Here is a 24,906-nt window from a genome sequence, read left to right as displayed (position 1 = left end):
GAGAAGTATCATGCTCAGGATATACGCAGCAGGCAGGCCCGGCATGCCCGATCCGCCAGCGCCTGTCCCACCCGTCCCCATGCGGGACCCGGCCTATGACCCGGATGAAAATGACCCGACGGACGACGACCCGCTGGACTTCCCGCCACGCCCGACCCCCGGCTATGACGAGGACGCCCCCATCGACCCCGACAAGGACGGGCTGCTCGAACCGCTGGAACCTGATGAGGAAGATGAAGGCCCGGTGGCCGACTGAACGGCGGTAGCCCTGATGCCCGATCCCCTGGACCTGCAACGCTTTGTTACCGCCCAGCAGCCGGTCATGGATGCCGTGCGCCGGGAACTGGCGGCGGGTGACAAGCAGACACACTGGATGTGGTTCGTGTTCCCGCAGGTAGTCGGGCTGGGCCACAGTCCCGTGGCACGACGCTACGCGCTACGCTCCCTTGAGGAAGCAGAGACATTTCTCCGCCATCGCGTGCTTGGTCCACGGCTGCTTGAATGCACCGCCCTGGTCAACGCGGTCAGCGGGCGCACCGTTCATCAGATTTTCGGCACGCCTGATGACCTGAAATTCCATTCTTCCATGACCCTGTTCCACCGGGCCGGACCGCATGAACGCGCGTTCAGCCTCGCGCTCGAACGCTATTTCAGGGGTGGGGAAGATATGGCGACACTCAGGCTGCTGGGGCTTTCCTCCTGAATGGATTCCTCCCCGGAATGGATTCAGGCCGGGGCTTCAAAGCTGCCGGGGCTCCGGTCACTCGCCGTCCATTGTGCCGTGCGTTTCGGGCTGGCCTGCGCCAGCAGCTGCCGCGTGGCCGCCGCATCCCTGTCCGCACAGTAAACCGGCGTGCCCGGCTGCTGGCGCCATGATTCCGCCAGCGTACCCGTATCCACCGGGTCGAAGCCAAGTTCATCGACCAGCTTCATGACAGTTTTCCTGGCTGCCACGTCGTCACCTGCCACGGGCAGTGCAATCCGGCCGGGTGTTCCCGCCGGCATGCCCTTTTCCAGCAGATGCCGGGCATAGATGTTGTTGAAGGCCTTGATGACCGGGCGGCCGATCTGCCCCGACATCCATACGCTCTCCGGCATGCCATTTTCTATGGCGGCAATACGGCCGTCGCGCTCACGCGGGTAATAGTTGCCTGTATCCACGATCACTACATCCGCCGGAACATGCACGAATGGCTTCGGGCCCAGCGCAGGAATGTTCTTTTCAGGAATCGTGACAATGATCAGGTCTGCATCCTTTACCGCGTCCGCCACCGTGCTGGCCGTGGCGCCGCTTTCCTTCGCCAGTTCGGCCAGTGTCTGCGGACCGCGTGAATTGGCGATCCTGACCGCATGACCCAGCGTGACAAGCCTGCGCGCCAGCGTGCCACCAATCTGGCCTGCACCGATGATTCCGATCTTCATTCTGTCTGCTCCCACTGTTTGCGGACATGTTCATGGCGCTGGTGCCCTGCCGCGCCGGTCCTGCTGCGCTCGGCCTGCAAAACGTAAGGCCCGGCGGATGTAACCGGCCATTCACGAATTGCCCTGTCATGAAAGACCATCCGTGATGGCGGGCGGCATGTCATGGCTCCTTCCGCATCCCCCTTACCTGACGGCAATCCTGCCCGTTTTCACCGCCTGGCAGAAAGCACTCCAGTCCGCCTTTGTCTGATCGGCGTAATGGACGGAAAAGCTGCCTATGGCATCCGAAAAACGATGCCCCTTGCCCACGTAGCCGCTGATCAGCGCGCAGTCGCCCGAACGCGCATGGGCGCGTGCCAGCACCCGGCCATACAGGCGCGCATGGTCGGGCAGCCCCCCGGGCGTGACATCCGACCCGATGGCGGCCAGACGCGCATCTTTCAGGCGGCGCACGTAGAACTGCCGCCCCACCCCGGAAAAGTCGGACATGTCGCATGCCGGACCATTGCGGTCCGCGCTATGCGTCCAGCCAAGGAATATGTCGCTCTGTGCCTGCATGATCCGCTGCCCCGTCACCACGCGCCTGCCTTGGTTATGGGAAAGCGATGGACCGGCAGAAGGTGCGAGCACCGACTGCCCTGCTTCCTTGATCTGCAGAAGCAGCATTTCGCCATCCGTCGTGGCAAACAGCCCGATGGCGCAGAATGTCCCGACGCTGCCGATACCCACCACCTTGAATATGACGTCGCGCAGCACGTAACGGTCCAGCAGCACGGCAAGTTCCGCAGGCTGTGTGGCGACATAGCGGGCAAATGCCTTCCTGATCGTCTCCTCATGCGCGGGCAGGCGCATGACCAGTGGCGGATGTTCACGCAACGCGGGCATGCCCGCGCCATTGGCGACAAGACCATAATGGCGACTGGCGCTCTCCATCCGTTCCGCCAGCAGGAGCCGGGCCTGCCTGCGTGCGTGCCTGTCCGAAAATCCGGCAATGGCGCTGGAAAGGTCTATGGGATTTGACCAGACTTCCAGCGGCGACAACCTTGCAAGTCTTTTTATTTCCGTAACATAAGTCTGGACCATCGAAACGGCGAGACTTCGTGCCCTGCTGTCGGACAATCCGTTTTCCCGCCCGGACAGGACCAGTGACGTGCCAAGACGTTTGATGTCCCATTCAAAGGGCGCGGGCAGCGTCTCGTCAAAATCATTGATATCGAAGACCGGGGTGCCCTCAGGCGAAGCATAGCTGCCAAAATTGGCCAGGTGGCAGTCACCGCAGCTCTGCACCCGGGGGCCGGCGGCAGCGGTATGGGCCAGGTCCCCGGCCATGATCGCCGCTGCCCCACGGAGGAATGCAAAGGGGGAGGCGATCATGCGCGCATAACGGACCGGGAGCAGATCCTGTATCCGCTCCCTGCCCTACCCGATGAGTACCTCAACCGGGTCGGGACGTGCCGGAGGAGCATGCCAGTCGGCATGACGGGCGCGCGGCGTATTCCCGCGCAGGGCAACGCCACGCGCGTAGCGTGCCCTGCGGCTCAGGCCATCCGGCAACATGGACGGCGGGGCGGTATGTTCCGGTTCCATCAGGCAAGAATAACTTTCTTGACATAACATGTCATCCCGGCGTGTCGCCCGGTTCATACGCCCGCATCACCCTTCGCCGGCATGACTGGACACATTGTGAGGCAACGCACGACCCACCCGTCGCGCTATGGCAAGACATCTCCCCATGCCAAGGACCGCCAGCATGTCTCCTACCGACACGGATGTGGAAAAGACCGCCCGGCAACTGTTTGAAGAAGAAGCCGGTCGCCCATGGGAGGTTGCCTGCGGCCCCCGTGGCCCTTCATCCGCTTCCCCCCTGCCCGCCGCCACGGAAGCCGAGAAGGAAAGCTACCGCCAGCGGGCCAGGGAAAACCTGGATGCGGGCGGCAGCAGGTGAATCCGGTCTGCCCCATGGCCTGAAAAATGCAGCCCGCGCCCCGGACTGGACGCGGTGCAGGTTGATATAACCATCGCGTCCATCTGCCATTATTACTTTACCAACCGCCATGCGGGCTTGGTCATGTTCAGCCGGAATTTCTGTTCTGCCAAAGCCCTGCGGGAGCGACCGGATTTCAATATAGAAACCATTCTCCATCTGATCTGCCTGGACAGGACCACCGCGGCAACCTGATACCGTGGTATTGGGGCGTGACGTAAATTACAGATGGTGGTCGGATCGGGCGTCTATTTTCCCCGGTCAAGATTCCTGCGAATATCCTGCACGAAACGCGAGTACCGCACACCCAGGAAAAAGATGTTCATAAGCAGCCGTGCAGGCCACTGGCACGGCCGCCTGACCTGCAGAAGCAGGACGTACCGGTCCTGATCCGTATTGTTCCACACTTCATGGTTATACGTATCGTCAAACAGGAGGGATTGACCATCCGTCCATGGGCGGACATGCAGGTGCGTGCCTTCCTCAATCTGGATCCAGCAGTTTTCCCGCTCGGCAGGAACACGCAACGCAAGATGATAGGTCAGCATCCCCTTGGTCATGCCGCGATGGCGCGGGATATGGCACCCGGCTTCCAGCACGGAGAAGCTGGCGGTGCATAACGCGGGAATACGGTCGATCAGTGCGGCGGTAACCGGAACGCGGGCACGGTTTTCCTGCCGTTTGTAGCCGTACCCTTCCATAAAGAAGGAACGCCAGCGCCGGTCCGCCGCGATCCGCCCATGGTCGGGGGATATGTCACCAAGGGAGGGAATGGTGTCCGCGCGCAGCGTCAGGGCTTCATCACGGATCCTCTCCCAGTTCTGCTCCAGCATCCTGACCCATGGCATGATGTGAGGATCAAAGACAGCCTGATCGGGCAGAAGCGAATAGCGCATGATGAAGGCATCAACCCTGTCACGCAGCCCTTTGGTAAAGTGATAAATGGTCTTCTGTTTCGCCATCTCATATTCCCTGATATCGCGATATCACTAGAATACGTTACGAAAAGAAACAATATCGCGCACAGGCAATATTAAAAATATGCACAATGCCCTGCGCATGATTAAATCCAGCCATGCATAAATATCAATGTTGCATTCGTGTCTGTACTGCATATCTCTTTTCATGTATTCCATTTGACACATATCTGTGGGGACTTGGGGCACAGCTCCTGTTCCCGTTTCAGGCATCAGACTACATGACCGTCCACGCACGGCAGGATCTCCGCAACCCTGTCCTGTCTGCCCGCAGGCAGGACGCATACGGAATGCGGGAGTTGCCGTGACATTTTATTGAACCGGATCAGCCTGCCGGTGCCCTTGCCACGCCCTGCTCCGGAATGCCTGCCGAACATGCTGGAAATCCAGAAAAAACCGCAGCATGTGCCACGAAACCGACAGACGGGCTTCTGTCAGGCGCGCATGACCGTGATGGCATATCCGTTCAGATGACGGATAAGGGACGTGTGGCGTGATCGACGCCATATGACTCGTGGCATGGATACAGGACGCGTGACGTGGCCCGGGTCGCGCAGGGATGGCTCCTGCGGTGGACGTGGCAATACACATGACTGCGGGGACGTACCACCCCGCGCAACTGGTCGATAACCTTGCCGCGATGATGATCACATTGTTGCCAGAACGGCCTGTCACCCTTGACCGGGTCCACACCCTGCCCCCCGAATACCCGTAATGGATGACCGGACGCCAGGATACCTGCAGCACGATACCCGGGCGCGCGGCACCCGAACCCGCCTGAACGGCAGCGAACAAGGATTGGAATATGTTTTCATGCGTTGGTTACGCCGCAACCGCGGCCGATACACCGCTCAAGCCCTTTGCCTTTGACCGGCGCGACACCGGCCCCGATGACGTGCGCATCGACATTTTGTACTGTGGCGTGTGCCATTCCGACCTGCACCAGGCGCGCAATGAATGGCACAATACGATCTACCCCTGTGTGCCAGGCCATGAAATCGTGGGCCGGGTGGCGGAAACGGGGGCGTCTGTCACCCGGTTCAAGGTCGGTGACATGGTGGGCGTAGGCTGTCTGGTTGATTCGTGCCGCGAATGCGCCAGCTGCCGCGACGGGCTGGAGCAGTATTGCGAGACCGGTTTTGTCGGCACGTATAATGGCGAGGACCGACATGGTCGCGGCATCACCTTTGGCGGCTATTCCCGTGCGGTGGTGGTTGACCAGTCCTTCGTGCTGCGTGTGCCCGACACGCTGGACCCGGCTGCGGCCAGCCCCCTGCTGTGCGCGGGCATTACCACATGGTCGCCGCTGCGCCACTGGAAGGTGGGGCCGGGACAGCGGGTCGGGATCGTGGGTCTGGGCGGGCTGGGCCATATGGGGGTCAAGTTCGCCCGTGCGCTGGGGGCGGACGTGGTGCTGTTCACCACATCACCGGGCAAGGTTGCTGATGGCCTGCGACTGGGCGCACATGAAGTCGTACTGTCAAAAGATGCGGATGCAATGGCCAAGGAGCGCGGACGGTTCGATTTCATTCTCGATGCCGTGGCGGCGGACCACGATATCAATGCCTATCTGGAGCTGCTCAGGCGCGACGGGACGATGGTGCAGGTTGGCGCACCGGAAAAGCCGCTGCCGGTATCCGTGTTCAGCCTGCTCATGAAGCGCCGCAGCTTTGCCGGGTCCCTGATTGGTGGCCTGCCTGAAACCCAGGAAATGCTGGATTTCTGTGGCCTTCACAACATCACTGCGGATATCGAGATGATCCGCATGGATGAGATCGAGACCGCCTACGAACGCATGCTGCGTTCGGATGTGAAGTACCGCTTCGTGATCGACATGGCGACCATGCCGCAGGCCGCGTGATCCGGCCGGCCTGAAAAAAGTCTTCCTGCCCCTGTTACCACGCCCTGTTCCGTACGTTCATGCAAGCATGGATGACAGGACCGGATAACGGGGGCAGCGGAATGAAGATAGGGTTTGTAGGGCTGGGGGCCATGGGCCACCCCATGGCGCGACGCCTGCTGGTGGCGGGACATACGCTGTGCGTATACAACCGGACCACCAGCAGGGCGGATGACCTGCTGGCCATGGGCGCTACGCTGGCCCCCACCCCGGCAGAAGCGGCGCGGGGGGCGGAAATCGTTTTTTCCATGCTGTTTGATGACGCAGCGACACAGGCCCTGACCTTTGGGCCCGATGGCATTGCCACCGCACTTTCCCCCGACGCCATCCATGCCTGCTGCGGCACGCTGTCGCTTGAACAGGCACGCGCGCTGCGCGATGGCCATGGCAGGCTTGGACAATCCTACGCCAGCGCCAATGTACTGGGCCGGCCACCTGCGGCGGCCAGCGGCACACTCTGCGTCATTCTGGGTGGGGAAGCAGGAATTCTGGCCCGGCTTGAACCGGTAGTCAGGGCATTTGGTTCCCGGCTGTTCACGGCGGGACATGACCCGGTGCAGGCCAATCTGGTCAAGCTGTCGCTCAACTTCATGATCATGTCCACCATCGAACAGATGGCCGAGGTCTTTACCCTTAATGAAAAGGCGGGGATCGACCCCCATACCGTGTTTGACATCATGACCGGCAGCTTTTTTGACGCACCCGTACACCGTAATTACGGGAAACTGATGGTCGAGGGCGCCTATGACCCGCCCGGCGCCCCCGTGACGCTGGGGCTGAAGGATACCGAGATGTTCCTTGCGGCGGGACATGATTACCATGTGCCCCTGCCCTATGCCTCCATTGCGCGTGACCGCTTCCTGTCAGCCATGGCAATGGGGGATGGGGGGCGTGATTTTGTCATTCTGCTTGAACGTGTCCGCCACGACGCCGGCCTGTGCCAGCCCCCCGAAGCACCGGACGCGTAGATGCGGCAAGGACCGGGGGCGTCCGGACTGCTGCACGGGCTGTCCGGAGCATTTTCTGGTCCTGCATGTCAAAATACTGCTTCAGCGCAACGTATTGCAGGAAATGAACCAGGTTTGCCATCTGCCCCTCCTTGTAATTGCTGGATTGCCTACAGAATAACAAACGGGACGGAAATGGACAAGTTTCATATTCCATTCATGATGACTGTATCGTGTATTGCATGATCTGAATCAATATTGCCCCATATCATTATGACGCCTGCATGTGGCATGGACTTCGTGATGCCTTATTTCCCTGCTTCACTTCCTGTGTGTACGCCGCATGAAGGATAGGGAAAGGCAGGCCATGATGGCGCATGTGCACATTACCCCGGCATGCCGCACCCGGTTGCATGACCATTTCAGGCGTGCGGATACGGCATGTTTCCTGTAGGCTTGCCAGCAGTGATGATACGGGAAACATGCCGGGTCCAGTACTGAATATGATGATATTTGTGAGAAAGACCTTATGAAAATAGCCCAGTGGATGAAGCAGTCAGGCGTCGCGTTCGGAACCAGCGGCGCGCGCGGCCTTGTCACCGCCATGACGGATGCCGTCTGCTTTGCCTATACGGTCGGGTACCTGAAACACCTTTCCCGTCTTGGTGAGTTCGCGCCCGGCATTTCCGTTGCCGTGGCGGGGGACCTGCGGCCCAGCACGCCGCGCATCCTTCGTGCCTGTATCGCGGCCATTACCCATATGGGCGGGCGTCCGGTCTTCTGCGGTTTCGTGCCGACACCGGCACTGTGCCTGTATGCTTTCGGGCATGGCATTCCCTCGCTCATGGTCACGGGCAGCCATATTCCGGCGGACCGCAATGGCATCAAGTTCAACCGTGCGCATGGCGAGTTCCTGAAATCCGATGAAGCCGCCATGCGGGAGGAAGAAGTTACCCTGCCCGATGGGTGGTTTGATGGGGGTGGCATGATCGTCACACCCCCCGTCCTGCCCCCCGTGACGGATGTCATACCCGGATTCGTGGCACGCTACCGCGATTTTTTCGGCCCCGATGCCCTGTCTGGCCTGAATCTGGGCATCTACCAGCATTCCGCCGTCGGGCGTGATGTACTGGTGCGGATTGTCGAAGCCCTGGGGGGGCATGCCGTGCCGCTTGGCCGGATGGAGGATTTCATTCCCGTCGATACCGAAGCCGTGCGCCCCGAAGATGCCGCCCTGGCGCGGGAATGGGCGGCGGATGGCGGGCTTGACGCCATCCTGACGACCGATGGCGATTCAGACCGTCCGCTGCTGGCTGACCGCGCGGGTGACTGGCTGCGTGGCGATGTACTGGGCATTCTGGCCGCCCGCTTTCTGGGCGCGGCGGCCGTAACCACACCGGTCAGCAGCAACACGGCGCTGGAGCTTTCGGGCTTTGCAAAAGACGTGCGGCGCACCCGCATCGGCTCCCCCTTTGTCGTGGCCGCCATGACAGAGGCGGCACAGGCGGGAAACGTACCCTCGGTCGGGTATGAGGCGAATGGCGGCTTCCTGCTGGCCAGTGACGTTAAACGGGCAGGCCGCACCCTGGCCGCACTTCCCACCCGGGATTCCGTACTGCCCATGATCTGCGCGCTGGTGGCCGCACGCAGCGAAGGCATGGATCTGGCTGACCTGGTACGCACCCTGCCCCCGCGCTTTACACTCAGTGACCGGCTAGTTGAAATGCCAACCGAACAAAGCAGGGCCCAGATCGCCCGCCTGGCGGAAAATCCCATACAGGGCGCGGCGGCACTTGGCCTGACTCAGGCCTGCGGCCCGCTGGCCGCCGTGGATGAAACCGATGGCCTGCGCATGACGTTCGAGGACGGCGACGTCGTTCACCTGCGCCCGTCCGGCAACGCGCCGGAACTGCGTGTGTATGTAGAGGCCAGTACACCTGAACGGGCGCAGACCCTGCTCGCAACCGGGATCCGTGCGGTCAGCCCGTGGCGCGAACAGGCCTGATACCAAGGGCTATTGTCTCTGACTCATCTGTGAAGTGACGCGAAGGGCCTGTTCTGATTCTGTTGTGAGAGGGAGGATCGGGAATGGCTGGTGCGATTGCTTTACGGACGGATTATACGGCTTCTGCGTTACGACGTCTGGCTTCTCGTACGCGGGATGCGAATGTTGCACGGCGCCTTTTGTCTCTGGCTGCGGTGCGCGATGGTGCCAGCCGTGGCGAAGCGGCGCGGATCGGCGGCATGGACCGGCAAACCCTGCGGGACTGGGTGCACCGGTTCAATGCTACGGGGCCGGATGGTTTGCGGGACCAATGGCGCAACGGGTCGGTCTGCCGCCTGACAGCGGACCAACTGGCAGAATTATCGGCGCTGGTCACGACAGGGCCTGACCGTGCCCGGGACGGTGTGGTGCGCTGGCGTCGGGTCGATCTTCAGCGGGTCATCGAAGAGCGTTTTGGCGTCTCCTATCACGAACGCCATGTCTCCACCCTGCTGAAGCGGCTTGGGTTCAGCCACGTCAGCGCGCGTCCGCGTCACCCCGGACAGGATCCATCCGTCATGGACGCGTTTAAAAAAACTTCCCCACGATCCTGAGCGCCCACACCGGACATCTGCCCAAGGGCAGGCGGATTGAACTCTGGTTTCAGGACGAGGCCCGCATCGGGCAGAAGAACGGCCTTGTCCGACAATGGGCGCGGCGTGGCACCCGACCACGCCAGCCGGCCGACCAGCGCTACGAGAATGCCTGGCTGTTCGGGGCGATCTGCCCGGCACTTGGCAAGGCGGCAGGCCTGGTGCTGCCGTTTACCGGCACGGCCAGCATGCAACTGCATATCGAGGAAATCTCACGCTGCGTCGCACGCGGCGCCCATGCCGTCGTCCTGCTCGATCGTGCCGGCTGGCATACGACACCCAAACTCAGACTGCCGCGCAACGTCAGCCTGGTCTTCCTGCCGTCCCGCGCGCCCGAACTGAACCCGGTCGAGAATATCTGGCAGTTCCTCCGCGCCAACTGGCTGTCCAACACCGTGTTCAGTGGCATCGAACACATCATCGAAGCCGCATGCACCGCATGGAACAACCTCACCGCCCTGCCACAGACCATCCGATCCATCGGTCTCAGAAACTGGGCTCATATAGGTCAAAGGTGATAGCCCTTGGTATGAGTGGCCGCCCCAGCAACAAACAGCCATTACGGGGACGGGCATATTTTCATCCGTCCCCGCTTCCCCCGGCCATAACGCATGGAACGTAACCGTACCCTCCGGGCAGTAACGGCCTGTGCGGCCAGTCCGCAGGGCGGCCGGGCGCAGGCCACCTGATGCAGCACAGCCTGCCTGTGCGTCCCGCTAAAAAAAAGAGACAGGACCGGACGAACGGCAGACCCGGATGAACCGGTCCGCATCGACGCCGGGCGCCAACCGGTACCGGCATGGCTGGCCGGTAGCCGGATATCAGTTCCGGCCTTAGATGCGAACAGAAATCAAAAACCGGATTATCCAGCCCGTCACAGCCATCGCATCCGGTAGGTCTGCCCGCACCTCTGCCGTTCATATATAACGGTTTTATAAATTGAATACCTATTCATCCTACCAATAATTACATAATGTTTCGCGTTTTTTACATATTTATGCTTGCATGAGACGTGTGTCCGCAATGCAACACTTTCCAGTTTGTTTGATTAATATAATGCGAGTCATTTGCATTTGTAATTAAGAACGATTATTAACACTCCGTTTCCTTCATATCGTTAGACGGCGCGCGGTTGAACGACCCGCCAGGAGTGGTGAATTGAGCAAGGCAGAATTATCCCCCACCGGGCCGCAGGGGCGCGGATTACGCTTGGCTGTTGCCATGGGCATGTCGGTCGGTTTTGGCGCCAATGCAGGCAAGGCCAGTGCGGAGGATGTAACCCCGCCCCCCCAGCCCGAGGCCACGGACGGTGCCATCCGGCTTTCCGCCGTGCGTGTTGGCGGCCATGTCGATACGGACGATGCCGGTTACGCGGCAGGCAACACCAACAGCGAGACCCTGCACATCTCGCGCATGCCCGCCACCGTGCGCGACACACCGCAGACCATTACCGTCGTCCCGCAGGAACTGATCAGGCAGCAGCGCGCCTTTACGCTGGACCAGGCACTGGCCAACGTGCCGGGCATCACCCTTTCCACCGGTGAAGGGGCGGGCGGCCTGAACGGTGACCAGTTCCGCATCCGCGGACTGCAGGCGCGGCAGGACATCTATACTGATGGCTTACGGGATTTCGGGACCTATACGCGTGATACGTTCAATACCGAGAGCGTGGAGGTAATAAAGGGGCCATCGGGCGAATATTTCGGCGCGGGCAACGTGGGCGGCGTGATCAACCAGAGCCAGAAGCACGCCCATGCCGGCACCAGCTACAGCTACGACCAGACCTTTGGCAGCGGCCCGCTCTACCGCGGGGCGGGTGACATCAACTACCAGATCAATGATGACATGGCCATCCGCATCAATGGTATGTACAACAAACAGGATGTGGTTGACCGCAACAATGTATCATCGAACCGCTATGGCGCGGCGGTGGATTTTGGCGTGGGGCTGCGCAGCAGGACCTCATGGCACCTGACGTGGCAATGGCTGAACAGCGACAGCAAGCCTGATTACGGTGTCAGCATGATTCAGGTGGGTGGCATCTATCGCCCCATTACCGAATACGGTGTTGCGCGCAATACCAGCTATACGCGTAATTTCGACTTTGATCGCTCCAATATCCACACGCTTACATCCGCGCTGAAATCCGACATCACGCGATGGTTTACCCTGACCAACGACACGCGGCTGAGCCTGTACCAGCGTGACTATACCGCCACCACGCCCGCCGCGTGCTCGGGCGCGTGCGCGGCCGCCATCCTAGGTGGCGGGAATTATGCCCTGCCTTATGGCGCGGGCGGGGGCGCGGCCTACCGGCAGGAAGGCTGGGGCGTGCAGAACGTGATCATGGGGCGCGCGCGCTTCAATACCGGTTTCGTGCACCATGACCTCAAGGCCGGGGTGGATATCAATTATGCCAGTGATTCCCGCTGGCCGGGCAGCTTTGCCAACCGCACCAACAACCAGACCATCCGCAACCCGCAATATGCCTATCCGGGCACGTCCCTCACCTTCCCCGACAGTGGGTATGGCAACGCCAATGCGCGTGACCTGGGGCTGTTCCTGGCCGACCGCATCCAGCTGACCAGGCAGCTTTCCCTGTTCGGTACCGCACGGTGGGATTCATTCAGCAGTACGTATTACAAACGCTCCACCGCCAGCGATGGCCGGGCGGAACAGAAGTCCGACCGCTGGAGCCCGTCGGGCAGCATCATGTATTCCCCGCTGAAGAATACATCCTTCTACTTCACTTTCGCACGGTCGTACAAGCCAGTGGGCACCGATGTGTCGTCGCTGGTCACCGTCAAGCCGCAGGCGGGTGACGTGGCGCAGAAGGGCGTCAACCTTGCCCCCCAGCGCAGCGACCTGTTTGAAGTCGGCAACAAGTCCGACTTCTTCCACAAACGCCTGGGCACCACAGTGGCCTTCTTCCAGATCAGCGAGAACAATTCGCGCTATTATGACGTCAATGGCGACATGGAAACCGGCTTTGCCGATTCAGGCAGCGGGCGGCGCATCCGTGGCGTGGAACTGAGTGCCAATGGCAGGATCACACGTGACTGGCAGGTCTTTGCCTCCTATTCCTACATGGATGGGCGCGTCACCCACAGCAACACCGGTGACGATGGAAAGGTGGCGCCACAGGTCCCGCACAACAACATGTCGGTCTGGAGTTCGTATGACCTGTCGCACCTGCTGCTGCGACCCGACTGGGGCAGCCTGAAGGTCGGTGGCGGCGCCCAGTACTCCTCGGGTTACTGGGCCGGGCCGGATACGACCAACACCGCGCGCATGCCCTACACCTTCAACCTCAACGGCATGGTGTCGTGGGATTACAGGCACTACCGGGTGTCGTTCAACGCCAACAACATCACCAACCGGCTGAACTACGCGTCCTCCTTCTCCGGTTCGCGCGCCGTGCCCTCGCCGGGGCGGTACTTCATGGGCAATATCGGTGTCACGTTCTGAGCGCGCCCCGAACGCACGGGGCAATGCAGCGGATGCCTGCCCGCCCCGTGGCGATGCGTGCACCCGGCCCCATGGTCCGGGTGCCGCCGCCATCTCCATGGTGGAGACACAGCTCATGCTGGGACAGATCCACCTGGATCACGCCCGCATGGATGAAGCCTTCATCATGTTCGAAGCCGCCGCCCGCAGCCATGACCCGCGTGCACTCAACATGCTTGGCCGCGTGTACGAACGTGGCTGGGGCACCGCCCGCAATCCGGCACTGGCGGCGCAGTATTTTGCAGGGGCCGCAAGCCGTGGCTATGGCTGGGCCGCCTTCAACCTGGCCGATCTGTACATGGCCGGCCGTGGCGTACGGGCGGACCGGGCCAGGGCGTGCGAACTTTACGCGCGCGCGGCACGCGGTGGTGTGGCCAAGGCGCTGACCATGCTGGGGCTGCTGGCGGAAGACGGCGTGATCAGTACTTCCGAACCCGACATCGCCGCCACGTTCTTCCATGCCGCCGCCATGGGGGGTGACTGCTGGGGCGGCCTCAACCTTGGCCGTGTGCATCTGGCCCGCGGCAATGTTGCTGCTGCCCTGCCATGGCTGGCCATGGCGCTTGAGCATGGTTTTGACGATGTATTCCGCGCACTTGCGCACCTTGTGACAGGGCAGGCAGACCCGCGTCTGCGCCATCTGGCGCGACTGGCCATGGCCAGGCTGCAGGTCCCGTCACAGGCCTGAACCACACCTTGATAAAGATCATATTGCAGATGAATGTCTTCATAAAAAAATATTCCACCCCGTTCATCACGGGGCTTTTCGTGGTTTCGGCCATATCGGGCACGGCGCTGTTCTTCCACTGGATGCCCGGCATGTTCCATTCCATGCACACGTGGCTGAGCATGGTGCTGCTGCTGCCCTTCGTGCTGCATGTGTGGCGCAACTGGGCGCAGTTCGTGTTGTATTTCCGCAATCCGTCCATGCTGGTGGCGTGCATGGCATCACTTGCGGCGGCGGCAGGCTTCATGGTCGTGACGGGACATGCGGGCGGCAACCCGGCCCAGCGCGTCTTCCCGCTGCTGACCCACGCACCAATCACCACCCTGGCCCCGCTGTTCCACGCCACCCCCGATGAACTGGCCGCGCGCCTGGCCCATGCGGGATACAGCGTGCGCTCCACCGACGAGACGCTAGAAGAACTGGCGACAGATGCGGGCCAGCGCCCCAATGACGTGCTGATCAAACTCCTGCCACAGCACGCAGGCCACAGGCACTGAACCGATGCTGATCCATATCCCCGCCATACTGAGCGCACAGGAAGTCACCCATTGCCGCGCGGTGCTGGAACGCTCGCAATGGGTTGATGGCCGGGTCACGGCAGGTGACCAGTCGGCCAAGGCCAAGTTCAACCTGCAGATCCCGCATGACAGCGCGGAAGGCGCCGAACTGGCCGACCTGGTCCTGCAGGCGCTGGGGCGCAACCCGCTGTTCAACAGCGCCGCCCTGCCGCTGCGGGTCTTCCCGCCGCTGTTCAACCGCTACGATGCGGGCATGCGCTTTGACACCCATGTGGACAACGCCATCCGCCCGCTACCGGGCACCGGGTTCCGCATCCGCACCGATGTGTCCTCCACCCTGTTCCTGAGCGAACCGGACGAATATGATGGCGGCGAACTGCTCATTCAGGATACGTATGGCATCCAGCGCATCCGGGTGCCCGCGGGTGACATGGTGCTCTACCCCGCCACCAGCCTGCACAGCGTGCGCGAGGTGACACGCGGCAGCCGGTGGGCCGCGTTCTTCTGGTCGCAATCCATGATCCGTAACGACGTGCAGCGTACCCTGCTCTATCAGTTTGACCGCTCGATCATCGAAACCCGCAGGGCGCTGCCCGATGACCATCCCGGCGTGCTCGGGCTTACGGCAACCTACCACAACCTGCTGCGCCAGTGGGCCGAACTGTAGACCACGCCCCAAATATCGGAAACGCTAGGTTTCCGTCTTTGGAATGGCGGCATGATCGGGGCGCTGTATTGTCGGAACATTCACAGGCCTGCTTCTGAAAACAGTCCTGACATTACGGGAGAATACGAAATGCCCAAGGTCCTTGTACTTTATTATTCCACTTATGGCCATGTCGAAACCATGGCCCATGCCGTTGCCGAAGGGGGCCGCGCGGAAGGACTGGAAGCCGATATCAGGCGCGTGCCCGAACTGGTGCCCGAAGACGTGGCAAAGGCCCACCACTTCAAGACCGAACAGGCCGCCCCCATCGCCACAACCGCCGAACTGGCGGACTATGATGCAATCATCGTGGGCGCACCGACCCGTTTTGGCCGCATGCCCTCGCAGATGGCCAATTTCTGGGACCAGACAGGCGGGCTGTGGCTCAGGGGCGCGCTGGTGGGCAAGGTGGGGGCGGCGTTTACCTCCACCGCCAGCCAGCATGGAGGGCAGGAGACGACGCTGTTCTCCATCCTGACCAACCTGATCCACCACGGCATGGTCATTACCGGCCTGCCCTACAGCTTTCAGGGGCAGCTGAAGCTGGATGAAGTGACCGGCGGCGCGCCGTACGGCGCGACAACCATCGCCGCGGGCGACGGATCCCGCCAGCCCAGCGCGAACGAACTGGACGGGGCCAGATTCCTTGGCCGCCACGTGGCAGGCCTGGCCCGCAGGCTGGCCTGAATTACCCCATTCCCACGTCTGTCACATGCCCCCGGCTGCAGGGCCGGGGGCTTTTTTCATGGCGTGCCGGTCGCGGGGGCCGGATCTTCGCGCCCCCATGGCGGATGGTCGAAGGCACGCACCAGATAATCAATGAATGTATTGACCCGGACGGGGCGCAGCGCGCTGGCGGGGGTGACAAGATAGAGCGCAACAGGCGCTGCCTCCCACTGCGGAAGCAGGCGTACGAAGCGGCCGGATTTCAGCCCGTCCCATACCATGAATTCCGGGAACAGCCCGAAACCCAGCCCCGCTTCGAGCGCGGGCAGGAAGGCCTCCGCATTGTCGGAGCGCAGCCGCGATGCCTGCGACAGCACGAACTCCCGGCCATCGGGCACGTGATGCAGGCGGATCATGCCGGGGGCGGAGGTATTGGTGTAGACAAAGCTTTTATGGCCGTCCAGCGCACGCGGGTCGTCGGGGTGCCCAAGCCGCGCCACGTAATCGGGGGCCGCGACAAGCACCAGCCGCACGCCGCACAGCCGCCGCGCCCGCAGCGCCGAGTCCGCCAGTGCGGCGATCCTGAGCGCCACGTCATATCCCCCCGCCACCAGATCCACCAGCGCATCGCTGTAATCGATGGCCATGTCGATCTGGGGATACTGCTGCAGGAAATCGGGCAGCAGCGGCGAGAGATGCCGTACGCCGAATGTCATGGGTGCCGCAACCCGGATCGGGCCGGATGGCACGAGCGTGCCGCCACGGGCCTGCGTCTCGGCGGCCTCGGCTTCGGCAAGGATCCGGCTGGCATGGCCCAGCAGTGCGCGGCCGGTCTCCGTCAGTGACATCTGGCGGGAATTGCGGTTGAGGAGCGCGACCCCCAGCGCATGCTCGAGCCTGCTTATGGCCTTGGACACCGTTGGCTTGGAAAGCTGGATTTCCTCTGCCGCGCGGGCGAAGGAACCACGTTCCGCCACCTTTGCAAAAATGGCCCAGGCTTCAAGATCCGGCAGTCTCATCATGCAACCCCAAGCAATGCGCCCCATTCCTGGTTTCCATAACTGACAATGCCGCCGGTGTCTGCATTGCCATATGCATTAAATGGAAATGATAGGTTTCCATCATTTCCATATGGATCAGCGTGCATGGACGTTATCATCCCGGTCAGGACATAAAACATGGAGTACGTCAGATGATTGAAATCCGTCCCTTTGACAGGCTGGGCCACGCCGACCATGGCTGGCTGGATGCCCGGCATCATTTTTCCTTCGCCAGTTACCACGACCCCGCGCGCATGCACTGGGGCGCGCTCAGGGTCTGGAATGATGACATGATTGCCCCCGGCACAGGGTTTGGCACCCACCCGCACCGTGACATGGAAATCATCACCTATGTGCGCGAAGGCGCCATCACCCATCAGGACAGCCTGGGCAATACGGGCCGCACCGAAGCGGGGGACGTGCAGGTCATGTCCGCCGGAACCGGCATCCGCCATAGCGAGCACAACCGTGACGGGGTGCCGACCCGGCTGTTCCAGATCTGGATCATGCCTGATCGCACGGGGCATGCGCCATCATGGGGTACGCGTGCCTTCCCGAAGGGGGACCGCGCGGGCCGGTTTGTCGTCCTGGCATCCGGTGACGGGAAGGATGGCGATGCCCTGCCCATCAACACCGATGCCCGCGTGCTGGGCGCAACGCTGCACAAGGGGGAGGTCGTGCAGTACCCGCTGGGCGCCAGCCGGCTTGGCTATCTGGTTCCGGCGCGTGGCGCGGTCGAGATCGAGGGCGTGCGCGTGGGCGAGCGTGATGGCGCCGCCATTTCCGCCACGGACGTGCTGAGCGTGCGCGCGCTGGAGGATGCCGAGATCGTGCTGGTCGACACGGCTCCGTAATCCGCCGCCACGGACCCGGGCGGCCCATGCCGGGCCGCCCGAACTCCGCGCCACATCGGGCGTTCAGCCCCCATGTTACAGGAGGTATCGATGCGCCATACCATGAAGTTCATGGCCGCCCTTGTCATGGCGGCCTCGCTTGCTGGCTGTTACGGGCCGCGCCACCATCATCATGACCGGGGCTGGAATGATGGATATTATCGTGATGGCTATGACCGCCGTGGCGGCAGGCCATACCGGGGCGGCCCCATGGGGGCGGGCAGCGGGCGCTGGTAGCGCACCCGCCGGTCGGGCCGGGGTATGGCTGCCATGCCCGCACCGGCTCGCACCGGGCGGGTGTTTACGCTACGGTATTGGGCGATTTGCCGTGGAGGACAGCGCGTGGACCCCAAAGCCGTAGCGGAAGCCTATTTCAATCTTTGCACCCGGATCGAGGAAAGCCAGGCCCGTGTCAGTGACGCGGCGGAAGCACTGATTCCCCTTGTAAAAAAAGACGATGAAAATGCCCGCACGGCGCTGGACAGCCTACGGCGCGCAGCGGTTTCCATGCAGGCGGAGCGGACACGGGCCCAGTATCTGTGGGATCTGGCATCCGGCCGGAACCCGCCCGTCCCTGCGGATGACAGCCCCGGCCCACAGCAGGACACAGCTTCCCGGCCCCACACCTTTCTCGACAGCCTGCTTGCCGACCTGATGGGCTCGGGTCCGGCCGCCTGACTTAATGATCATATCCGGCTGACGACACCTGCGCCCTGCCCTCGCGACCGGCCCGCGCACTGCATCACGGGAACGGTTCCGGCGGCGCTTTTTCAAACGGCATCGGGAATTCCCGCCTTTTTTCCAGAAATGGCGGGCACGTCCGTCAGGTGCATGGCCGGATACCGGCCGGGACGCGGGGATATTGTCTTGCCAGCGCCTTTGCGGCATGAGGGGGCAATCGGATTTCCACCCCAGCCCACCGCAGGTTCCCATATGCCCCAACACACCCCCATTGGTCTTGATAATGGAACAGCCTCCATCACGGCCGTGACCCATTCGGGGAATTTCCACCTTGATGAAACGCTGGGCTATGTCGTCCTTCACTACGCCCTGGCCCCGCAGGGCGACCTGGCCGGTCGTGTCATGGCCAATACGCCCGGTGACCGGCTGCAGTTTACCCGCACCCGCGCACCCGAACGCATCAGGGCAGCCGATATCGTGTTTGATGTAGGCGGTGTGTACGACCCCGCCACGGGCCGATACGACCACCATATGAAGGACAAGCCCCTGCGCGAAGACGGCACGCCCTACAGTGCCGCGGGCCTGCTGTGGAAGGATTACGGCATTGCCGCCATCCGCAACCTGCTGGCTACCCCGGCGGATGAAGCGGAACTGACCGCGATCTGGCAGGCGATTGACCGGTCGCTTGTCCTGCCAATCGATCAGGATGACAACGGCGTGGTCAAGATGGGCAAGCTCTCGCTGGCAGATATCGTGGCGGCCTGCCGCCCCGCATGGGACACCGCCGAACTGTACGGCGTGGATCAGGCCCGCGCGCGTGAAACGGCAGGATTTGCCGAAGCTGCGACCACGGTCGCGGGTTATCTGGTCAATGCCGTGGACCGCGTCCGGGCCAGTCTCAAGGCCACGAACCGTGTGCTGGAAGCCTATGAAGCGGCACAGGACAAGCGCATTCTGGTCATGGATACAGGCATGCCGACCGAAAAAGTGATTTTCGAGCATGACCTGCCGGTGGTCTATGTCGTCTCCCCTGCCGGGGCCGACAGATGGAACGTGAAGGCGGTTCCCCCCACACGCGGAGATTTTGGCCAGCGTGTCTCCCTGCCCGAAGCATGGCGTGGGCTGGAGGGTGAAAACCTTGCCCGTGTATCGGGCGTGCCTGATGCGGTCTTTGCCCATCCCGCCCGCTTCATCTGCGGGGCGGCAAGCAGGGCGGGCGCGGTCAGGATGGCCTGCCTGGCGCTGGAAATCGACGCGGCGGCCCAGGCCACGGCCTGACCCCCGCGCACGCGCCGCCCGGCCGCCGGCTGTCATGCCATGCAGGTCTGGCGGCGTGGCAGGCGGTATGATGCCGTGGGGATGGCCACTGCCCTGCACGGCCCATGCCCTGTCATGCACGATGCATAGCGACCGCCAGCAAGCGGGCACGTGCGGCAGGTCACACCCCGATGGGCGTCTGACCCGCGGTACCGGCGGCGGGCAACACGAAATGCCGCATGGTACCGCCGTGCATGCGGCAGCCCGGACACGCCGGGCAGTAATTCGCAGAAATGGGACAGGTAAATAATAACATAATATTTCCCATTACCGTTGTTAACTGTATTTTTACACTTGTCCCCAGCATGTAATAATAAGGATGAAACATATCCCGCTCCCATGGCGTTGGGCTGTCATGTGTGGTTCCACGCCCGGGATCACCCCAGTTTCAACAGCCATGCCGGAGAAACCATGACCCAGACCATTCCGCCACAGAGCCAGCCGCACCAGCCCGGTATCGAGCGGCTGATGGACCCGCAGGCCGAGCATATCCGTGCGGATTACAGGGGAAGCGGCAAGCTGGAAGGCCGCAGGGCGCTTGTCACGGGCGGTGACAGCGGCATCGGACGTGCCGCCGCCCTGCATTTTGCACGTGAGGGCGCGGATGTCGCCATCCTCTACCTTGAAGAGGATGAAGATGCGCAGGAGACCGTCCGCCTGATGGAAGCCGAGGGCGTGCGCGGCCTGGCCATTCGTGGTGACGTATCGGACAGCGCCGTGTGCAACGATGCGGTAAAGCGTACCGTGGAAACATTCGGCGGCCTTGATATCGTGGTGAACAATGCCGGGGTGCAGTATGTCAGCAATGACCTGACCGACATTACCGACGCCCAGTGGCAGCGCCATATGGACGTGAACATCAACGGCTACTTCTACATCACCCGCGCGGCCCTGCCCCATCTGGGGCAGGACAGCGTGATCATCAACACATCTTCCATCAATGCCTTTGCAGGCAACCGGTCGCTGGTGGCCTATACCACCACCAAGGCTGCGGAAATGGGCTTTACCCGCGCCCTGGCATTGCAGCTTGCCCCGAAGGGGATACGGGTCAACGCCGTAGCACCCGGCCCTGTCTGGACGCCGCTGCAGCCCGCAAGCTGGGGGCCGGTGGACCCGCAGGCGGTGGCCGATATGGGCGAAAAGACGCCAATGGGCCGCGTGGGCCAGCCAAGCGAACTGGGGCCGGCCTATGTCTATCTGGCGGCACGGGATTCATCGTATGTCACGGGGCAGACGATCCACGTCAATGGCGGGATGATCATCAATGGCTGAAGCCCTGCCGGCGCTTATGCTGCCGGTTGCCTCGTGGCTCCGCCTCGGGCCACATCGCCGCTGGCTGGACATGCAGGGCCGCCGGCTGCTGGATTTTTCCAAGCCATCGCGCGTGCCCCACGGCTTTGCCGCCCTTGGCGATGACGGGCGGCTGCAGCCGGGGGCCGGGGCTGACGCCACGCTTACCGCGCGCATGACCCATGTCTATGCCGTGGCCATGGGCCGGGGCCTGCCCGGCTGCGCACCACTGGCAGCCCACGGCGTGGCCAGCCTGCGCGGCGCCCTGCACGATCATGCCCACGGTGGCTGGTACCTGACCCCGGCCGTGGATGGCAGACCGCCTGCGGATTCCCGCAAGCAGGCATACCTGCATGCCTTTGTGGCGCTGGCCGCGTCATCGGCCTGCATTGCCGGGGTGGCGGGCGCGCGGGAACTGCTCGATACGGCACTGGACATATGGGAGCAGCATTTCTGGAGCGAGACGGAAGGCGTATTCCGCGAGAGCTTTGCTACGGACTGGTCGGATGAGGAAGACTATCGTGGCGCAAACGCGAACATGCATTCCGTCGAGGCCTGCATGGCGGTGGCCGATGTAACCGGCAACGCGGTGTGGCGGCACCGGGCGCTCCGTGTGGCTGAACGCTTCATTCATACCTACGCGCGGGACGCGGGCTACTGCCTGCCTGAACACTACAGCCGCGACTGGGAGGTGCTTGAATCCTACAACCGGGACCGGCCCGCCGATGCCCTGCGCCCCTATGGCATGACGCCGGGGCATTTTGTGGAATGGTCACACCTGCTGCTCAAGCTGGAAGCCGCCCTGCTGCGTACGGAAGGCCATGCCCCTTCATGGTTGCTGGAAGATGCGGTCGAACTGTTCCACAGCGGCATGAACAACGGCTGGCAGCGTGATGGCGCGCCCGGCCTGCTTTATACAATGGACTGGGCGCGCCGTCCGGTCGTGCACAACCGCCCCCACTGGTGCCAGGCGGAAGCTCTTACCGCTGCGGCCGCCCTGCTCAAGCGGACCGGCCATTCACGCTACGAGCACTGGTACCGCACGATCTGGGATTACATCGATATGTACATGATCGACCGCAGGCAGGGTGGCTGGATACAGGAACTGGACGCACATAATCATCCCTCCGCCACCGTTTATGCCGGCAAGGCGGACCTGTATCACGCATGGCAGGCCACCATATCGCCGCTGCTGCCCCTTGCACCCAGCTTTGCCACCGCCGTTGCCCTGCTGGACGGCTAGCCGCGGGCGTGGGGCATGACCCCCTGCATGCTTTCTCCTGCATGTCCCGATTGACCGCAGGCCCGCAAACCGGCGTGAATACATGTGAACATCAGGGCACGTTCGCCAGATACCGCCCGCCACCACGCAGCGGAACACCGGCGCGCTGAAATGCGCGCCATACGCCGGATTTTCCGGCACCCGGCGTCATGCCACCGATCATGCGCCACAAGCCCGAGATGGCAGGAATGGTGGTCAGATCAATGCGCGCCCATGCCGTAACCCGGAACATACCGGTCACGAAACAATCTCCCGGAACCCCGACCTGCGGGGCACCGGTATAGAATTATTTTAAACAGATCTAAAAAAAATCAATACCCGAACGAATTGCATCAGGCGTATTTAACGCCTTTCTGCATGAATGAAATTATGCTTTATGGTCCAGTCAAAACGGTATTTTCAAGGTTGCTGAATTTATGTCCAAGGGGTTGACGCTCCCAATTATTGTCGGTGTATCGGGTCATCGTGATATTCATCCTGAGGCCATGCCGGCCGTACGTGCCCGTGTCCGCGACCTGCTATCCGCACTGTCAGGACTGTATCATGACAATTTATGCGTCCTGTCCGCCCTTGCCGAAGGCGCGGACCAGATGGTGGCCAGCACGGCGCTGGAACTCGGCATTCCCCTTGTCTGCGCGCTGCCGATGGAACGGAACGCCTATCGCGCCACCATGATGGATGACGCTGCGCGCAAGCAGATGGACGCACTCTACGATCATCCCCGGACGGCAGTCCGCTTTGCCCTTCCGCGCGTGGAAACCCCCGGCCAGACGCCAGACCAGGCGGAGGTCCTGCAATATGAACAGCTGGGCGTGTTCCTGGCCCGCCAGAGCCACATTCTCCTCGCCCTGTGGGACGGCACGGACGCCGACCCCCGTTCCCGGCGCAATGGCCGCCCGCGCAGGGAGAAACGTGGCGGAACGGCCCATGTCGTCAGCATCCGGACCAGCGGCGAATTCGGTGATGTCGGGGTGGACCTGTTCCGGGCAAGCAGGATCTTCTCTTCCCGCCTGCCCCGCCTCGAACTTGCGCGCTGCGGGCCGATCCTCCAGATCGAAACCCCGCGCGTGGCCGCAATGCCCGATGCCGTGGCACAGGCCGGAAACGTACGATGGTGGAGCGACCTCAGCACGGAGGGGACGAAAGGCAGGCTTCCGGATCTTCAGGCCAACCCTTTGTGGGAACCCCTGGATGTCCGTTCACCGGACCGGGCATGGGTTGATGTCCTGCGCACACGGATGCCGCCCGATTTCCGTTTTATCTGCGAAGCGCGTACCGCCCTGCTGAAAACACAGGCGACCGAACCCCGGCTCTGCCTGGAAAGTGCCAGCTACCTTGTGACCCCCCCGAAGAATTCTGCCGCTTCCGGACCGAATGCGACGTCCGGCATCAATGCGACCGATCCGGTGGCGCAGGATCCGGACCTCGGGCAGATCCGGAACATCTTTGCCGCGGCCGATACCCTCTCATCACAGGCGCAGCAGTTCCTGCTGGGCGACTGGGCACCCGGCCTGCCGTGGAAGCGCCGCGCGCCCGGCCGCACACGCCTTGGCAGCCTGTTCTGGTTTGCCGCCGCGGTTCCCCTTTCGGCAATGTGTTTTGAAGGATACTGCGAATTTGGCAAAAACCCGGCCCTGCTGGCGGGATATGCAGGGATTCTGGCCATGGCGACGGCCTTCTACTGGCTGCGGGTACGCCGCCGGCAGTGGCAGAACCTGTACCAGGATCAGCGCGCCCTGGCCGAAGCACTGCGGGTGCAGTTCTTCTGGGGCCTGTCGGGCATACCGGTCTCGGTATCGGATAACTACATGCGTCAGCATGAGGGTGAACTGGGATGGATCCGGCTGGCCCTGCGCGGGCCGTCCCTTCTGGCAATGGCATCGGCGCTCCGCCGGGAAACCGTGCCACGTCTGACCGTCCGACAGTCCTGGATCGAGGACCAGAGGGCATATTTCGATGGCCGGGTCACGCAGTACAAAAATGCCCTGCGGTTCTCGCAGTTGGCCGTCCGCCTGCTTGTCGGCGCGCTGGTTGCTGTCGTGATCGGGCTGCTGGCGGCACAGATGATCCTGGGCCGGGAACTGTCGGAAGCGTGGCCGGAATGGATGCGGGAAATGCCATCCGTCATCATTGGCGTCCTTCCCGCCCTTGCGGCGTTTTTCCTTGCCTTCACGGAATTGCGGCTGTTTGAGGAACACCTGCACGCCTACGGGCAGGCGGCCAGTGTATTTGACCATGCAAGACGGCAGGCGAAGGTGCTGGAAGAAATCCTGCATCACAATCCCGATGACGCATTCGTGGAAGAGGAATGGCGCGACCTGATGATCGTTCTGGGCAAGGAATCGCTTGCGGAAAACGCGGCCTGGATCCAGACGCACCGTGCGCACCCGGTTACGGCAAAGCTGGGATGAT

At 62.3% G+C, this 24,906-nt stretch carries 27 protein-coding genes; 21 read left to right on the top strand and 6 right to left on the bottom strand.

Annotated features, from left to right (window positions below; genetic code table 11):
* Window positions 1-10: 10 nt before the first annotated feature.
* Complete coding sequence (locus LDL32_RS02620; protein WP_233064340.1) at window positions 11-256, top strand: hypothetical protein; 246 nt, start codon at window positions 11-13, stop codon at window positions 254-256.
* Between the two features lie 15 nt (window positions 257-271).
* Complete coding sequence (locus tag LDL32_RS02615) at window positions 272-703, top strand: DUF1810 domain-containing protein (RefSeq protein WP_233064339.1); 432 nt, start codon at window positions 272-274, stop codon at window positions 701-703.
* Between the two features lie 23 nt (window positions 704-726).
* On the opposite strand, the gene LDL32_RS02610 is transcribed toward LDL32_RS02615, so the two are convergent.
* From LDL32_RS02610 to LDL32_RS02600, 3 genes are all read right to left on the bottom strand, one after another.
* Complete coding sequence (locus LDL32_RS02610; protein WP_233064338.1) at window positions 727-1,422, bottom strand: NADPH-dependent F420 reductase; 696 nt, start codon at window positions 1,420-1,422, stop codon at window positions 727-729.
* Between the two features lie 183 nt (window positions 1,423-1,605).
* Window positions 1,606-2,829 (bottom strand): DUF2252 domain-containing protein, encoded by a 1,224-nt coding sequence (locus LDL32_RS02605; RefSeq protein WP_233068667.1) that lies wholly within the window; start codon window positions 2,827-2,829, stop codon window positions 1,606-1,608.
* Window positions 2,830-2,841: 12 nt separating this feature from the next.
* On the bottom strand, window positions 2,842-3,009 hold the full coding sequence (locus tag LDL32_RS02600) for a hypothetical protein (protein ID WP_233064337.1): 168 nt from the start codon (window positions 3,007-3,009) through the stop codon (window positions 2,842-2,844).
* 163 nt (window positions 3,010-3,172) lie between these two features.
* Here LDL32_RS02600 and LDL32_RS02595 point away from each other — a divergent pair, with 163 nt between their 5' ends.
* Together LDL32_RS02595 and LDL32_RS17970 are read left to right on the top strand one after the other, a co-directional pair.
* Window positions 3,173-3,367 (top strand): hypothetical protein, encoded by a 195-nt coding sequence (locus tag LDL32_RS02595; RefSeq protein ID WP_233064336.1) that lies wholly within the window; start codon window positions 3,173-3,175, stop codon window positions 3,365-3,367.
* A complete protein-coding gene (locus LDL32_RS17970; RefSeq protein ID WP_370636738.1) occupies window positions 3,368-3,601 on the top strand; it encodes a hypothetical protein in 234 nt (77 codons plus the stop codon).
* Window positions 3,602-3,654: 53 nt separating this feature from the next.
* Here LDL32_RS17970 and LDL32_RS02590 read toward each other — a convergent pair whose 3' ends face one another.
* Window positions 3,655-4,368: an aspartyl/asparaginyl beta-hydroxylase domain-containing protein gene (locus LDL32_RS02590; protein ID WP_233064335.1), complete on the bottom strand. Its 714-nt coding sequence runs from the start codon at window positions 4,366-4,368 to the stop codon at window positions 3,655-3,657.
* 604 nt (window positions 4,369-4,972) lie between these two features.
* On the opposite strand from LDL32_RS02590, the gene LDL32_RS17810 reads away from it, so the two are divergent.
* From LDL32_RS17810 to wrbA, 10 genes are all read left to right on the top strand, one after another.
* Window positions 4,973-5,098: a hypothetical protein gene (locus tag LDL32_RS17810; protein ID WP_255673770.1), complete on the top strand. Its 126-nt coding sequence runs from the start codon at window positions 4,973-4,975 to the stop codon at window positions 5,096-5,098.
* A 90-nt stretch (window positions 5,099-5,188) separates the two neighbouring features.
* A complete protein-coding gene (locus LDL32_RS02585) occupies window positions 5,189-6,244 on the top strand; it encodes an NAD(P)-dependent alcohol dehydrogenase (protein WP_233064334.1) in 1,056 nt (351 codons plus the stop codon).
* Window positions 6,245-6,345: 101 nt separating this feature from the next.
* A complete protein-coding gene (locus LDL32_RS02580; protein WP_233064333.1) occupies window positions 6,346-7,251 on the top strand; it encodes an NAD(P)-dependent oxidoreductase in 906 nt (301 codons plus the stop codon).
* Window positions 7,252-7,777: 526 nt separating this feature from the next.
* Window positions 7,778-9,235, top strand: coding sequence for a phosphomannomutase (locus LDL32_RS02575; RefSeq protein WP_233068666.1), 1,458 nt, complete (start codon window positions 7,778-7,780; stop codon window positions 9,233-9,235).
* An 83-nt stretch (window positions 9,236-9,318) separates the two neighbouring features.
* Window positions 9,319-10,385 (top strand): IS630 family transposase gene (locus LDL32_RS02570; RefSeq protein WP_233064331.1). Its coding sequence is split into 2 segments (ribosomal slippage): window positions 9,319-9,805 and window positions 9,805-10,385, totalling 1,068 coding nucleotides; the frame shifts between segments, so codons are not numbered across the junction.
* Window positions 10,386-11,025: 640 nt separating this feature from the next.
* The gene (locus LDL32_RS02565; RefSeq protein ID WP_233064330.1) at window positions 11,026-13,335 is read left to right on the top strand and encodes a TonB-dependent siderophore receptor; all 2,310 of its coding nucleotides are present in this window, start codon (window positions 11,026-11,028) and stop codon (window positions 13,333-13,335) included.
* Complete coding sequence (locus LDL32_RS02560) at window positions 13,322-14,062, top strand: tetratricopeptide repeat protein (RefSeq protein WP_233064328.1); 741 nt, start codon at window positions 13,322-13,324, stop codon at window positions 14,060-14,062. Before LDL32_RS02565 ends, LDL32_RS02560 begins: the two co-directional genes overlap by 14 nt.
* A gap of 29 nt (window positions 14,063-14,091) precedes the next feature.
* Window positions 14,092-14,598, top strand: coding sequence for a hypothetical protein (locus LDL32_RS02555; RefSeq protein ID WP_233064326.1), 507 nt, complete (start codon window positions 14,092-14,094; stop codon window positions 14,596-14,598).
* Window positions 14,599-14,602: 4 nt separating this feature from the next.
* Window positions 14,603-15,286 carry a Fe2+-dependent dioxygenase gene (locus tag LDL32_RS02550; RefSeq protein WP_233064324.1) on the top strand — a complete coding sequence of 228 codons (684 nt, stop codon included), beginning with the start codon at window positions 14,603-14,605 and terminating at the stop codon, window positions 15,284-15,286.
* A gap of 129 nt (window positions 15,287-15,415) precedes the next feature.
* Window positions 15,416-16,012 (top strand): NAD(P)H:quinone oxidoreductase, encoded by a 597-nt coding sequence (gene wrbA / locus LDL32_RS02545; RefSeq protein WP_233064322.1) that lies wholly within the window; start codon window positions 15,416-15,418, stop codon window positions 16,010-16,012.
* A 56-nt stretch (window positions 16,013-16,068) separates the two neighbouring features.
* Here wrbA and LDL32_RS02540 read toward each other — a convergent pair whose 3' ends face one another.
* Window positions 16,069-17,010: a LysR family transcriptional regulator gene (locus tag LDL32_RS02540; RefSeq protein ID WP_233068664.1), complete on the bottom strand. Its 942-nt coding sequence runs from the start codon at window positions 17,008-17,010 to the stop codon at window positions 16,069-16,071.
* Between the two features lie 173 nt (window positions 17,011-17,183).
* Here LDL32_RS02540 and LDL32_RS02535 point away from each other — a divergent pair, with 173 nt between their 5' ends.
* The 6 genes from LDL32_RS02535 to LDL32_RS02510 all read left to right on the top strand — a co-directional run bounded on the left by LDL32_RS02535 (window position 17,184) and on the right by LDL32_RS02510 (window position 22,455).
* On the top strand, window positions 17,184-17,885 hold the full coding sequence (locus LDL32_RS02535) for a pirin family protein (RefSeq protein ID WP_233064320.1): 702 nt from the start codon (window positions 17,184-17,186) through the stop codon (window positions 17,883-17,885).
* Between the two features lie 90 nt (window positions 17,886-17,975).
* Window positions 17,976-18,161 (top strand): hypothetical protein, encoded by a 186-nt coding sequence (locus tag LDL32_RS02530; RefSeq protein WP_233064319.1) that lies wholly within the window; start codon window positions 17,976-17,978, stop codon window positions 18,159-18,161.
* A gap of 105 nt (window positions 18,162-18,266) precedes the next feature.
* Complete coding sequence (locus LDL32_RS02525; protein ID WP_233064318.1) at window positions 18,267-18,602, top strand: hypothetical protein; 336 nt, start codon at window positions 18,267-18,269, stop codon at window positions 18,600-18,602.
* A gap of 255 nt (window positions 18,603-18,857) precedes the next feature.
* On the top strand, window positions 18,858-19,883 hold the full coding sequence (locus tag LDL32_RS02520; protein WP_233064317.1) for an MYG1 family protein: 1,026 nt from the start codon (window positions 18,858-18,860) through the stop codon (window positions 19,881-19,883).
* Between the two features lie 450 nt (window positions 19,884-20,333).
* Window positions 20,334-21,194 (top strand): glucose 1-dehydrogenase, encoded by an 861-nt coding sequence (locus LDL32_RS02515; protein WP_233064316.1) that lies wholly within the window; start codon window positions 20,334-20,336, stop codon window positions 21,192-21,194.
* Complete coding sequence (locus LDL32_RS02510; protein WP_233064315.1) at window positions 21,187-22,455, top strand: AGE family epimerase/isomerase; 1,269 nt, start codon at window positions 21,187-21,189, stop codon at window positions 22,453-22,455. The genes LDL32_RS02515 and LDL32_RS02510 overlap by 8 nt, the downstream gene beginning before the upstream one ends.
* Window positions 22,456-22,546: 91 nt before the next feature.
* On the opposite strand, the gene LDL32_RS02505 is transcribed toward LDL32_RS02510, so the two are convergent.
* Window positions 22,547-22,735 carry a hypothetical protein gene (locus tag LDL32_RS02505; protein WP_233064314.1) on the bottom strand — a complete coding sequence of 63 codons (189 nt, stop codon included), beginning with the start codon at window positions 22,733-22,735 and terminating at the stop codon, window positions 22,547-22,549.
* A 244-nt stretch (window positions 22,736-22,979) separates the two neighbouring features.
* Between LDL32_RS02505 and LDL32_RS02500 the strand changes: the two genes are divergently transcribed.
* Complete coding sequence (locus LDL32_RS02500) at window positions 22,980-24,905, top strand: hypothetical protein (RefSeq protein WP_233064313.1); 1,926 nt, start codon at window positions 22,980-22,982, stop codon at window positions 24,903-24,905.
* The last annotated feature ends 1 nt before the right edge of the window (window position 24,906 follow it).

Origin of the sequence: Komagataeibacter sp. FNDCF1, assembly GCF_021295335.1 — a bacterium.
Classification (GTDB): domain Bacteria; phylum Pseudomonadota; class Alphaproteobacteria; order Acetobacterales; family Acetobacteraceae; genus Komagataeibacter.
This window is presented reverse-complemented; position numbering and strand designations above follow the sequence as displayed.